7 protein-coding genes are annotated in these 14,046 nt (G+C 68.9%); 6 read left to right on the forward strand and 1 reads right to left on the reverse strand.

All coding sequences use genetic code 11. The features are described 5' to 3' along the window. The first annotated feature begins 263 nt into the window (after positions 1–263). Entirely contained in the window at positions 264–2,057 is a 1,794-nt protein-coding gene (locus tag NRB56_RS18975) for a hypothetical protein (RefSeq protein WP_153344041.1), read from the forward strand. 124 nt (positions 2,058–2,181) lie between these two features. Here NRB56_RS18975 and NRB56_RS18980 read toward each other — a convergent pair whose 3' ends face one another. Beyond that, positions 2,182–3,360 (reverse strand): hypothetical protein, encoded by a 1,179-nt coding sequence (locus tag NRB56_RS18980; RefSeq protein WP_153344043.1) that lies wholly within the window; start codon positions 3,358–3,360, stop codon positions 2,182–2,184. A 196-nt stretch (positions 3,361–3,556) separates the two neighbouring features. On the opposite strand from NRB56_RS18980, the gene NRB56_RS18985 reads away from it, so the two are divergent. The 5 genes from NRB56_RS18985 to eccCa all read left to right on the forward strand — a co-directional run bounded on the left by NRB56_RS18985 (position 3,557) and on the right by eccCa (position 14,002). Continuing rightward, entirely contained in the window at positions 3,557–4,471 is a 915-nt protein-coding gene (locus NRB56_RS18985) for a C40 family peptidase (RefSeq protein WP_153344045.1), read from the forward strand. A 13-nt stretch (positions 4,472–4,484) separates the two neighbouring features. After that, positions 4,485–6,287 carry a WXG100-like domain-containing protein gene (locus tag NRB56_RS18990; RefSeq protein ID WP_153344047.1) on the forward strand — a complete coding sequence of 601 codons (1,803 nt, stop codon included), beginning with the start codon at positions 4,485–4,487 and terminating at the stop codon, positions 6,285–6,287. A gap of 353 nt (positions 6,288–6,640) precedes the next feature. Then, complete coding sequence (gene eccA, locus NRB56_RS18995; RefSeq protein ID WP_153344049.1) at positions 6,641–8,404, forward strand: type VII secretion AAA-ATPase EccA; 1,764 nt, start codon at positions 6,641–6,643, stop codon at positions 8,402–8,404. A gap of 32 nt (positions 8,405–8,436) precedes the next feature. Continuing rightward, a complete protein-coding gene (gene eccB, locus NRB56_RS19000; RefSeq protein ID WP_319943203.1) occupies positions 8,437–9,975 on the forward strand; it encodes a type VII secretion protein EccB in 1,539 nt (512 codons plus the stop codon). A 16-nt stretch (positions 9,976–9,991) separates the two neighbouring features. Beyond that, positions 9,992–14,002, forward strand: coding sequence for a type VII secretion protein EccCa (gene eccCa, locus NRB56_RS19005; protein WP_319943204.1), 4,011 nt, complete (start codon positions 9,992–9,994; stop codon positions 14,000–14,002). The last annotated feature ends 44 nt before the right edge of the window (positions 14,003–14,046 follow it).

The raw sequence follows: 14,046 nt of genomic DNA on the forward strand, positions 1-14,046 counted from the left end.
TCACCGTGGGCAGTGGCGACGACGAATACAGACTGATCTCCGAGCCCGGCGGATCGGTCATGCTGTGGAGCCCCAAGTACGGCGAAGTGAAGACCTGGGAACCGCATTACCACGATTCGCTCCCGGACAATCTCACGCTGGGTGGAGTGGAGGTCGGTTACGACGGAAACCTCTACCTTGTGAATTCGGACGGCTCGATCCTCGCCGATTACGGCAAGACCGATCCGGACGCGATCAAATACGGGTTTCTCAACAACTCCCAGGTGAAGCTCACCCTCAACCCCGACGGATCCGTCTCCTCCGACGCGGCCGGCGGTACGAAGGTGAACCTGTTCTCACCGACCGATCCGGGGCCGTATTACCTGTATCACCCGCAGGGGGGATCGGACTCGTTGTTCGCGCTGCTGAACGTGGCTCAGAAAGTATTCCAATCCCTGACGGATCCGCTTCAGGCCGGTCATCCGTCCGACGTGCCCGACGTTTCCAAGTTGTTGACTCCGTCGACGGATCCGAAATCGGACAGTCTGGAGATCAAGGGCACGTCCAGCATGGGCACCTACTACACGATCAATCTCGACAAGGCGAAAGAGATCGCATCCGGCCTGCAGTACGGCGACCACTACGTCGGCGTCAAGATGAAAGATCTTCCAGCGGTGGCCAAGGCCGCGCTGACGAAGATCAACGGCTACTACGACTCTCTGAACACCGACCTGAAGACGGCGGAGAAAACCATCATACGGAGGATAACAACCGCCGGTGATGCGAACGACATGAATCAGATTCATGCCGCTCAAGCCGCCGGCCGGGTGGAAAACGGCCTCGTCGAGACGATCAACACGCGGCTCGGGGACGCGAGTAGTGAGGTCGCCAAAGCCAACAAGGCAATGGAGGACGCCGCACACGATATCGGCAACAAGAATCCGACCTACGACCAGGGGCGCAAGGACGGCTACGCCCAGGGCTACAAGGACGGCCAGGCGTCGAACAGCACCTCGTCGTCCACCAGCAGCTCGACCTCGACCTCCGGTTCCACCAGTGGCTCAACCAGTGGCTCAACCAGTGGCTCCACGAGCGGTAGCGGTTCGACATCGGGCAGCAGTTCCACCGGGGGGTCCGGGACGGACGGTGGTTCGGGCACCGGTACCGGGACCGGCTCCGATACCGGCTCCACCGGAACGGGTTCGACGGGAACAGGTTCCACAGGTGCCGACGGCACCGCGGCCTCGTCCGCGGGGGCATCCTCCGGTGGCGGCGGCATGGACAGCAGCATGATGATGCTGTTGATGATGCCGCTGATGATCCTGCCCTCGATCGTGCAGATGGTTCTCCAGCAGATGCAGCAGGAGGATCAGCGCAAGGAGAAGGAGAAGGAGCGCCGGGAACGCGAGCAGGGCGTCGACGGTCAGGGCGATCCGTACGGCGGTGGCCAGATGGTGGTGGGACCGGACGGCACCTTGCAAGCGGTGCCCGCCACTACCGATCCGAATGCGGCAGTGCCTGTTCCGGTTTCCGCCGACGGAAGCGCGCCGCAGACTGTGGCCGGCGCGAAATCCCCTGTGAACATGAAGCTTCCGGACGGATCCACGCAGCAGGTGTCGGCCGTGGTGGCCGACGCGGTGAATCACGAACTCAACAATCCCAACGGCAGCGACGCCCGTGCCGCGTACGAGGGCACGCCGGGCCAGGCGACGCCCGGAAGTCCGTGGAACCAGATCGACAGCTCGCATCTGCACACCGGCGATGTGGTCCAGTGGGACAACCGCAGTGCGGTCGTGGTCGTCGACAACGGCTCGCTGCAGATGGTCGTGAACGGGCACATGGTGCCGCTGGATCCGCAGAATCCGCCGGACGGCGGTCAGGGTGGGTACGGCGACTTCCGCGGTTTCTATCACCCCAGCGGCGCGGACGTGCAGCCGGCCACGGGCGCGCAGCCGCCGGTCGCCGGAGGTCCGGAACAGCAGCCGCAGAACGCGCAGCCGAGCCCGGCCGCTCCCGGCGTGCAACAGGTCACCGCGCCGTCGGGCCGGGGTGCCGCGGTCGCGACCGGTTCGACCTAGCGGGACCGGATTCGATCGCGCCGCAACGGTATTCGGAGTGCCCGCGTCGCAGGTGTCGCGCTGTGCTCCCCTGCCGGGGCCGGATTCGGGAGCCGGACCGGGCTTCCGATCCGGCGCCAGGGGGTCAGATCCCCGAGCCGGCCTCGCCCGGATACTGTCCGGCGTCGACATAGTCCTGATCACCGGTCCCGGCGACCGCCGGGATGGGGACGGTCTGCGGCGGCCGGGCCTGCCGGCGGGGATTACCCGAATCATCCGGCGCCGGAACGGTTCCGGTCGGCGGAGCGCCGCTCGGCGGTGGCGGGGCGGCGCCCGTGCGACCGGAGTCGCCGGACGGCGTTGTCGTGCTGGGATTCTGCGTCGCCGGCGCGGGGGGCGGTTCGGGCGGCGCTGTGACGCTTCCGGATTCCGAGCCCGTCGCGGTGTCCTCGACGGAAGCGCCGGCGGACTGTTCCGATGCCGGTACGCCGGGTCCGGGCGGTCCGCCGGTGCCGGCGGCCTGCTCGTCGTGTTCCTTCTGCTCCGCCTGCGCGTCCTGCTGCCGTTTCAGGAGTTCCATCCCGATCGGCGCGAGTTCCATCGCGCCCATCGGAATCATCATCAGCAGGGGCAGCAGCGCGGACAACCCGCCGCCGGACGAATCGGCAGCGGTGGCGCCGGTGGCCGAACCGCTGCCGGAGGCACTGCCGCTGCCGGCGCCCTCGCCGGACGACCCACTGTCGGAAGACCCACCGCCGGAGGAACTTCCGTCGGACGATGCGCCCGAGGAACCGCCGTCCGAGGAACCGCTGCCGGAACCCGCCATCGCCGCGTTCTGTTCCGCGACCGCCGTGACCTTCTCGTACACGGCGTCCACCGCCCGGCCGATCTCGGTCATCAGCGTCGATTCCTGAGCGTGGGTGAGCTTCGCTTTCCCGACGCCGGTCAACAAGGCGTTCAATTCGGAGATCACGGACTTGATGGCGGCCAGCGTGGTGTCCTTGTCGGCGGACATCACGATGGCCGCCTGCAACACGGTGTCGTCGTAGGTCAGCAGGGCGCTCCGGCGGGACCGGACCGCCGCGAGCACCGCCTTGTAGGCCTTGGTGGTCTCGCTCTGCTCGAGGTCGTGATATTGGACGGTGGTGAGGAGATCGTCGACCTGGGGCGGGGCGACGGTGGTGCCGCGGCCCAGCAGATCGACGGCGGTCTGAATGGCGGATTCCGCCATCGAAATGAGGCTCTTCAGGGCCGCGGAGCCACCGGGCGGCCGGACGAGCGTCACCGTTGCGTAGTGCTTGCCCACCCCGGTCGCTGTCGTCATCCGTGTTTCACCGCCTCCCTGTCGACCTCCCTCATTGTGTAGTCTTCCCGAACTTGGGAAGCGGTCCGAACCGAGTGGTCACGATGCTGTTCGGTGGACCCGCCCCAGGATTGGGAACGGTACGAAAGCTGCCAGGCGTCACAATGAGATCTTCCGCAGGGACAATTCGAGTGGGGCCGCGAGAACGGGAGGTCGAATGGCGCCGGCACTGGCCGATGATCTGAACGGCGTGCTCCAGTCGCTGGTCGATCTCTACGGGCAGGCTGCGCCCAGTTCGGTCGAAGCACTTGCAATGAATACGATTTCCGGGGATTTGAGCGCGCATTCCGGCCGGTCGATCAACGGCTACACCGATACCCGGGGCGTGCAGTCCACGGCCGCCGACGGGCACGGGCAGAAGGACGCGATCGTCGCGAAGGCCGTCGGCGCGGCCGCCGACGGCACCGTCGCGGGCCGGGGCCGACTGGCGGCTCAGATCGCCGACTTCCGTAGCCAGGCACGGGCGATCACCTCACTCGGCGACACTCCGTTCACCGGAGCCGCCCTGCTCGACGCCGCGCAGCACACGATCGGCCGCGCCGCCGACCAGGTGAACGCGGATGTGGCGGCCGCGCGCAAACACGCGGCACAGATCATGCCACCGGCCGCGACACCCGCACGGGTGCACACCGTCGCGGCCACCCGCCCCCGGCGATCCCGCTCCCGGCGGCGCAACCTGCCCTCCGACGGCACCGCGGGCGGCTCGGCCGTGCGGGCCGCGAACGCCGCGGTCGGTACGCCGTACGTCTGGGGCGGCGGCGGAGCCCGGGGGCCCAGCGGCGGTGGCTTCGACTGCTCCGGGCTCACTCAGTACGCGGTGGCGCAGGCCTCCGGCGGGCACGTCGTGCTGCCGCGCACCACCTACGAGCAGATCTACAGCGGTGTGCGGGTGCCGGTTTCGGACGTCCGGCCGGGAGATCTCGTATTCCCGGCGAGTTCGTTCAGCGCGCGCGGGCCCGAGCACGTGCAACTCGCGGCCGGAAACGGCATGGTGATCGAGGCGCCGCACTCCGGTGCGAACGTGCGGTGGTCCCGGATGCCGGGCAACGCCGTGGTCGTACGGGTTCTCTGATCCGGGGTCCGTCGTGCCCATCGAAATCCCGCACGATGTCGCACTGTTCCTCAATTACATGGGCGTCCCGTATCCGGATATCAACGAGGACGATGTGCGGAGACTCGGCCGGGAGGTCGAGAATTTCGCGACCAATGTTTCGAATACCCATTCGCAGGCGACCGGCGCCATCAAGGATATGAACTCGGTCTACTCGGGATATTCGTACGAGCAGATGCTGGCGGCGTGGGGCCGGATGAGCGCGGGCCACATGCGCGATCTGGATACGGCGTGCAAGGCGGTGGGCCGGGCGCTGGATATCGCCGCGGAGGTCATCACGGTCGCGAAGGTCGCCGTGCTGGGCGAGTTGGCGGCGCTGGCCGCCTCGTATTTCGCGACATTGTCGGCCACGTTCGCGACCGGGGGATTGTCCGCGGCGATCGCGCTCGCGATCCAGGACGCCGCGAAGCGGATTCTCTTCGCCCTGGAGCAGTACCTGGTGGCCTACCTCCTGATGGAGGTGGTCGAGAAGGCCATCGAGCCGCTCGAGCACGTCGTCGAAGAGATGGTCGGCGGGGCGCTGCACCACGCCGTCGAGGATCTGCTGGGCCTGCCACCGCCGAGCAGTTCCACGGCGATGCCCCTGCACATCGAGCCGGACGAGGTGCTGCGCTACGCCGCGCTGCTGGACAAGTACGCCGACGACATGCTGAAGCACGCGAACGATTTCGCGAACACCGTCGGCGGGATGGATTTCAGCACCCCGACCACCGGCGGCGATCCGCCGGCGGATCCGGTCACCGGCTCGGTGCAACCGTCGCCGGCACCGGCGCAACCCGCCGAGTCCGCGCCGGCCGCGGCCGGACCGGCTGTGCCGCAGAGCTCTTCGGTGAGTCACCCGGCCGATCCGCATTCGGCGACGGCCCCGGCCGGTACCACCGGCCCGGCCGACTCCGCCGCTCCGGCAACGCATTCGGCGCCGGGACAGGCCCCAGGTGATTCCGGACCGCACGGCGCGGCGACGGCCGATCACGGACGGCACGGTACGGCGACGGCCGATCACGGCGTGGGTGCGCCGGGCGCGGCTGCCGCTCCGGCGACGCATTCCCTGGCCGTACCGCATCCGGCGGACGCCGGATCCTCGATTCCGGATTCCGCCGCCGACCGGCACTCGGCCGAGCCGGGGGACACCGGGGCCGTCCGCCCGTGGACCGGCGAGCACGCCGCGCCCGCACCGGCGACAACTGCCGGGCCGAATGCGGAATCCACCGCAGCGCAACATGTTCCGTCACACGCCGGGGAGCCGGCCGTCGCGTCCGCCGGGGCCCACGAGTCCACCGCGGCAGGCGCCGGTTCCGGCCCCGCCGACGAGGCAGCGGCCCGCGATGCGGGTGCCGCCGCGCCCGCGGAGCAGCAACCGGCTGGGGGAAGCCCCCCGCGCGGCGGCGTCCCGAGAGGACGCGTCGGCCCATGGCGGGGGCCTCGTCGCACCGGGCCGGCGCCTGCCCCAGAGCCCGCACCCGAACCCGTCGAGGAAGCCGGACCGGCGCCGGGTCGTGCGGGTGTCGCCGCGGACGGTCGGCGTTCCGGCACGCCGTGGTCGAAACCCCGTCGCGCCGAGCCGGTTCCGGCCACGGACGCCCAGCGGCAGGTCTTCGCGCCCGAAACGACCGATCGCGCACCGAAATCCGGTGAGCCCGTTGTCGGCCCGCCCCGGTCCGATGAGATCGGAGCCACGCCGTCGGCGGATGTCGGCGACGCTGATGCCGCTGCGCCGCAACACCCACCGTCGTCCGCCGGACCGAACTCCATCGAGTCGGCCCCCGACCGTCGCTGAGCCGCCCGGCGCTCGCCGGGCGGTCTGCTCGCCGATCGGCGTCCTCGGCGACCGACCCGCTCGACGGTCGGCCCGCTCGGCGACCGGCCTGCTCGACGGTCGATCCGCTCGAGATCGGTGCTCGACAATCGAGCGATCCGATCGCGCGGTCCGCGCCGCGTCGCGATTTATCCCGGGCCGGTAAATGTCCCGTCATGTAACGGGCCGACAATTGGTGGACCGAAGTAACGTATTCGCAGGAAATATCCGGTCCGGTCTCCGGACGGGACTTCCCAGCCGGGGGAACACTCGCCAACGATCAAAGGGCCGGAGTGTCTATCGTTCGAGCAGGCGCGAGGTGGAAGGAATCCGAGTTGTCAGCGGCCGAGGACGCGTTCTATACGGGTGTGCAGTGTCTCGGGTTGGTGGCCGGTGGTGTGCGGAACGAACAGCATGCGCTGGCCGCGTTCCGGGCGGCGACCAATCTGGATCCCGACATGTGTGATGCGTGGCTCGGCCGCGCCATGGCCGGTGAGGTCAATTCCGAAGTGGTGTACGGCGCTTATCGTTCCGTGCACAATCTCTATCGCGATCAGCAGCGGGCCGGCCTGGTGGACCGGACCCTGTGGTGCCAGGTCGAGATCGGCATGTACGGGCTGCGGGTGGCGATGGCCGACCGCGACCAGATCGCCGTGGCGCAGGCCTGCCAGTACGCCGAGGGCGGCGAATGGGAGGAGGCCGTCGCGATCCTCGATCAGGTACCGCACGACGACATCTCCGATTTCGTCCGGATGACCCTGTACTTCCGCACCAAGCGCTGGAACGACGTGCTCGAGGCCCGCCTCGCCAAGCCGATCATCGAGGACGGCCTGCTCGACATCGCCGCCGAACTCATGGCCGCGCGCTCGCTGGCGCATCTGGGCCGATTCGGCGAGGCCCTGCCGCGCGCCCAGCGGATCGTCGAGGACAGCGCCTCGGGCAATCTCTCCTACATCTGGGCCGACGCGCACTTCCTGCTCGGAATGGTGCTGCGGCACAACGGTGATCACGAGGCGGCCGAGCGAATCCTGAAGGGCCTGCAAGGGTCCGCGCTGTGGCCGCAGCGCGAGGAGTGGCAGAACGCGGTCAAGGACAAGACCTACCGGCTCGAGGTCGCCACCGCGGAGGTCATCGCCTCCCGCACCAACCGGTGGGATCCGCGTTCGGGCGACGACCCGAGCGAGGTGGCCGCCACCGCCGCCCGCACCGAGCGCGAGGCGCTGCTGGCCGAGGCCTCGGAGCTGCTGTCGTCCCAGATCGGCATGGCGTCGGTCAAGGAGCAGGTGGACCGGCTCAAGTCCGGTGTGCTGATGGACCAGGTGCGGGCCAAGCGCGGCCTCGCCGTGGATTCCCGCTCGCACCACCTGATCTTCTCCGGGCCGCCCGGTACCGGTAAGACCACTATCGCGCGCGTGATCGCGAAGATCTTCGCCGGCCTCGGCGTCGTCGAGAACGCGGAGGTGGTCGAGGCGTCCCGCAACGACATGGTGGGCACGCATCTCGGCCACACCGCGCCGAAGACCAACGCGCTCATCGACTCCGCGCTCGGTGGCGTGCTGTTCATCGACGAGGCGTACACCCTGGTGCAGGAGGGACTGTCCGGCGGCGACGCCTTCGGCAAGGAGGCCGTCGACACCCTGCTGGCCCGGATGGAGAACGACCGCGACAAGCTCGTGGTGATCATCGCCGGTTACGAGGATCAGATCGACCGCTTCCTGACCTCCAACGACGGTCTGGCCTCGCGCTTCACCAAGCGGGTGCGGTTCTCCAGCTACGATCCCGAAGAGCTGGTGCAGATCGCGGAATTCATTGCGAAGAAGAAGGATTCGATCCTCGCCTACGACACCCGCGAGGTGCTGCGCGCGCACTGCGATCGGCTGTGCGGCCAGATGCGCAACGGCCGCAAGATGATCGATCTGGTGGGCAACGGCCGGTTCGTCCGTAACGTCGTAGAATCGGCGGAGTCCGAACGGGATTACCGTTTCACCCGCGACAACGTCGATGTGCTGTCGCTCACCGACGAGGAGCTGATGACCATCTCCGAATCCGACATCACCGCGGCGCTCGACAGCCTCAGCCGCAGCGCCGGCGTGGCCTGACACCGGGTATCGCCGTGGCACGTTTCCGGGTGGTGACCAGGCACCAGATCTCCGGATGGCGATTCCTGTTGCGCCGCATCGAACATGCGCTGGTCCGGCGCGACGCGTCGATGCTCGACGATCCGCAGCGCGGGCGGTCCACGGCACTGTCGGTCGGTATCGCGCTGGCCTGTCTGGTGATCGCGGGCGCGGCCGTGCTGGGTTTCTTCAAGCCCGCCAAGATGGTGGGTTCGTCGAAGATCGTGTCCGAGAAGGACACCGGGGCGCTGTATGTGCATCTGGGCAACCGGTTGTACCCGGCGCTGAATCTCACCTCGGCCCGGCTGATCGTCGGCAGCGCGGATACCCCGGTGCCGGTGTCCCACGACGAACTCGCGAAATACCCGCGCGGTCCGCTGGTCGGCATCCCCGGCGCGCCCAACAGCATCGTCGACGCCGGCGCTCGGGACTCGACCTGGACCGTCTGCGACACCTCGCAGACCGGCGCCGCGGCGCCGGTCGATCCGCGGACCGGACTGCCCACGGTGGCCCGGGCGGCCATGCGCACCACGGTGATCGGCGGCACGCTGTCCGTCGACGGCGGTGACCTCATCCGTCCGCTGGGCGAGGGCGAGGCCCGGTTGCTGCGCGACGACGCCACGACCTGGCTGGTCTACAACGATGCCGGGAAGGGCGCGGTGCGGGCCGCGGTCAGCACCAGCGACACCGCCGTGATGCTGGCGCTGGGCATCGACTCGACCATCCAGGTGCCCGCCGCGTCCAAGGGCCTGATCGGGGCGATCCCCGAGGTACCGCCGATCCGGGTGCCCGAGATCCCCGGCGCCGGCAGCACCGTCACGCTCAATTCCGGGCTCACCGTGACCGTCGGCGCGGTGCTGACCGGCAACACCCCGGACCGGGGCGCGTCGTACTACGTGGTCTCGCAGTCGGGGGTCGTACAGATCGGGCCGGTGCTGGCCGCGATGATCCGCAACGCGAACGCCCGGGGCACGGTGTCGAGTCAATCGGTCGGTCCGGACGTGATCGCGACCAATCTCCGCCCCGGCGGCTGGCCCGGCACGGAGAGCTATCCCACCCGCGCGCTGCGGGTCGTCGATCCGGCCCGGTTCCTGGTGACGTGTTACGAGTGGTCGCGCACGCCCACGGCGCAGAACGCGTCCACCACCCTGCTGGTCGGCCGGCAGCTGCCACTGCCGGCGGACCAGCAGAACCGGACCGTCGACTTGGTCACCGCGCAGCTGTCGCACGGCGCCACCGCCGACGCGGCGTATCTGGCCGGCGGCGCCGGCCGGTTCGTCCAGGCCACCGGCGCGGATCCGTCCTCGGCGCGGCGCGAGTCGATGTTCTGGATCTCGGATACCGGCGTGCGCTACGGCGTCGACGTGCAACCCGGGCAGAACGGCCAGGATCCGACGGTGACCGCGCTCGCGTTGCGCAACCCGGTTCCCGCGCCGTGGAGCATCGTGTCGTTGTTCGCGGTCGGGCCCACGCTGTCCCAGCGCGACGCCCGGATCGCGCACGACGGTATCGCGCCCGATCGCACGGTGATCGGCTTCGGCGGTACCCAGTGAGATCGGTTGGTAGCAGGTGACCAGTACCCGTCGCTTCGTCCGTCCGGCCCGGATGGTCCGGGGCCCGAAGGCGCCGGCCGTCACGGAACTGCGCTTGCAGCCGCCGACCGAACTGCCGAAACCCGTTCCGCCGTCGCGGGTCAAGATGATCATGCCGGTGGTCATGATGGCCGGTATGGGCGGCATGATGGTGATCATGATCCGCTCCAGCGGCGGATTCTCCCCGACCACCCTGATGTTCCCGATGATGATGGTCGTGTCGATGTTCGGCATGATCGGTGGGTCGTTCGGCGGCGGCAACAATTCCGCGAGCCTCAACGAGGACCGCAAGGACTATCTGCGCAGCCTCGCCGAGAACCGGAAACAGGTGCGCGACGCCGAAACCGAACTCTTCGACTACCTTCGCTACACCCATCCCGGGCCGGCCGAACTGCCCCGGCTGGTGGGCGGCAAGCGGATGTGGGAGGTACAGGTCGCGGCGCCGCAGTTCCTCCGGGTGCGCATCGGCCGCGGCCGCATCGCCAACCAGGTCCGGGTGATCGTGCCGGAGGCCGCGCCGACGTCGGATCTGGATCCGGTGGGCGTGGTCGAGCTCACCCGCTTCGCCAAGGCGTACTCCACCGTCGGCGGCATGCCGGTGGCCATCAATCTGCTGTCCACCCCGCAGGTCGGCTTCGACGGTGATCCGGACGCGGTGGCCGGGCTGGTCCGGGCGATGATCGCCGAGGTGGCGGTGCTGCACGGCCCGGACCAGGTCGCGGTGGCCGCGGTGCTGTCGGAACCCGATGCGCCGCAATGGTCCTGGTTGAAATGGCTGCCACACACCCAGCACGCCAGCGATACCGACGGCATCGGCTCGGCGCGCATGGTGTACCGCAACGTCGCCGAATTGCGCGCCAAGGTGCTCGCCGGACTGAACCGCGGCCCGTTCTCCGCCAACAGCGAACCGAGTCTGGAACGCAAGCACTTCCTGCTGATCGTCGACATCACCGGCACCGCCGCGGATCGCGATATCTCGGGCATCGACGGCTGTACCTGGCTGCGCCTCGGGCACACCGAACAGGCACTGCCGCGCGCACTGAAATTCGAAGTGGGCGCGGATCATTCGCTGCGGGAGACCACCAGCCGCGGCGTCCGGCGGATCGGTGTCGCCGACACCATGTCGGTGGCCGGGGTGACGGCGCTGGCGCGCGGCATCTCGCCCTATCGGCTGTCCACGGTCGTGGAGGCCGTGGTCGCCGAGCAGTCCGGCGTGGGCACCTCGTGGGAGGAACTGGTCCACCTGGCGGACCCGGGCACGATCCGGGTGGAGCAGCAGTGGCCTGCCCGCCGCGACGCCGACCGCACCCGGCTGAACATCCCCTTCGGCCACGATCCGGCCGGCCAGGTGGTCTATCTGGACATCAAGGAATCCGCCGAGGAGGGCATGGGCCCGCACGGCATGTGCATCGGCGCCACCGGCTCCGGTAAATCGGAATTCCTTCGGACCCTTGTCCTCTCGGCGGTGGCGACGCACCCGCCGGACGTACTGAACCTGCTGCTCGTCGACTTCAAGGGCGGCGCGACCTTCCTGGGCTTCGACCGGTTGTCGCATGTCACCGCGGTCGTCACCAACATGGAGGAGGAGGCCGATCTCGTCACCCGAATGGAGGACGTGATCAACGGCGAAATGGGCCGGCGGCAACGCATTCTGCGCGATGCCGGCAACTTCGCCAGTGTCGCCGACTACGAGCGGGCCCGGGAGCAGGGCGCCAACCTGGCCCCGATGCCGACGCTGCTGATCATCCTGGACGAGTTCGCCGAACTGCTGGAGCAGCACCCGAATTTCTCGAAGCTGTTCGTCGCCATCGGCCGCCTCGGCCGCTCGCTCCGGATCCACCTGCTGCTGGCCTCGCAGAAGGTCCCGGCCAACCGGATGGGCGAACTCGAAGCCCACCTGTCGTACCGGATCGCGTTGCGCACCAACCAGACCAGCGACTCGCGCGACGCCATCGGCACCGCCGACGCGTACCACCTGCCCAAGAAGCCGGGCGCGGGATACCTGCGGGTGGGCGCGGGCGACCTGCAGCGCTTCCAGGCCGCCTACGTCGGCTCGACCTACATCGCGCCCGCGCAGACGACCGTGGCGGACGCGCGCCGGGCGCGCCGGGCCGGTGGTGGTTACCGGCCGCCGCAGCTGTTCACCGCGGCGCACATCTCCGATGTCCGGCCGACGGTGATCGAGCCCGAGGTCGTCGCCCCGGATGCCCCGGAGACACCGGACAGCGAGGCCGTGACCGTCATGGAGACGGTGCTGCAGCAACTGGCCGGGCACGGCCGTCCCGCGCATCAGATGTGGTTGCCGCCGTTGAGCGTTCCGGCCACCCTGGATCGGCTCATCCAGGCCGCCCAGCCGGGCAGTCTGCGGGTGCCGTGGGCGATCATCGATATGCCGCGGCAGCAACGCCAGGACGTCTGGTCGGTGGATCTGTCCGGCGCGGGCGGCCACGTAGCCGTGGTCGGCGGCCCGCAGTCCGGTAAATCGACGGCGCTGCAATCCCTGATGATGGCCGCGGCGCTGACGCACACCCCGGAGCAGATCCAGTTCTACTGCCTGGACTTCTCCGGCGGCCTGTCCGGCATCCGCAACCTGCCGCACGTGGGATCGGTGGCCTCGGCGCGCGACGGCGATCGGATCCGGCGTACCTTCGCGCTGATCAACAACCTGATCGCGCACCGGCAGGCGTTGTTCACCGAACTCGGGATCGACAGCATCCGCGAGTTCCGGCGGCGCCGCGGCGCACCGCGGGAGTCCGCGGAGCTGACCGCCCGGGGCGACACGCACGGCGACGTCTTCCTCATCGTCGACGGCTGGGACATCGGATTCGCGGTCACCGGACCGTATTTCGACGAATATCTGCCGATGATGGAAGCCATCGCCCTGCAAGGGCTGAACTACGGCATCCACCTGGTGGTCAGCAGCTCGCGCTGGGCGGCGATCCGGCCGGCCATCAAGGATCTGCTGCAGACCCGGCTGGAACTGCGGCTCGGTGATCTGACGGACACCGTCTTCACCACGCATCGGCCCATCGTCGCTTCCATTCCGGCGAACCGGCCGGGCCGCGGCATCTCGACCGACGGTCTGCACATGCTCACCGCGTTGCCGCGGACCGACGGTGTGAGCGAATCGGATTCGCTGGGCGCGGGTACCGCGGCCGCCGTCGAGCAGCTCCGCCGCACCTACGGGGATCGGCGGGCTCCGGAGGTCAAGCTGCTGCCGGCGCAGGTCACCCTCGAGCAGATCCTCGCCGGCCGGCCGGGCCCCGTCACGCCGGCCCAGCGACTGGTCCTGCCGTTCGGCATGCGCGAGTCGGATCTCAGTCCCGCCGCCATCGACTTCGGCGTCTCGACGCATTTCATCGTGGTGGGCTCGTCCGGTTCGGGGAAGTCGACCGTGCTCGCGGCACTGCTCGAGTCGATCCGGCGGCAGTTCACCCCGGAGCAGGCCAGGGTGCTGCTGATCGATTACCGGCGGCAGCACATGGACGCGCTGCCGCCCGAGATGTCGATCGGGTACCTCACCAGCGAACGGGATCTCACCGATGGGCTGCCCCCGTTCGCCGCGAAGATGCGGACCCGAAGGCCGCCCGACGGCGTGACCTCCCGGCAGCTGCGGGAGCGCTCCTGGTGGTCCGGGCCGGAGATCTTCGTGGTGATCGACGACTATCACATGGTGGCGCAGCGCGGCATGCTGAATCCGCTCGATCCCATCAAGGACATCATCGTCGACGGCCGCGACACCGGCCTGCACATCATCGCGGCCCGCAACATCGCACAGGCCGACGGCGCCCTGTACGACAACGTGCTCGGGCAGATGAAGAACCTCAACTCGTCCGGCTTCGTCATGGACGGCTCGAAACTCGACGGCATCCTCATCTCCGACGTGAAGGCGACGAAACAGCCGGTGGGACGGGGCATCCTGGTCGAGCCGCTGCTGTCCCGCAAGGATCTGGTCCAGGCGGCGTGGATTCCGGAGGCGCCGCAGTGATCCGGATCCCGGCGGTAGCACAGTGATTCCAGGACAACCTATGT

The organism is Nocardia aurantia, from assembly GCF_009604425.1.
GTDB classification, from domain to species: Bacteria; Actinomycetota; Actinomycetes; order Mycobacteriales; family Mycobacteriaceae; genus Nocardia; species Nocardia aurantia.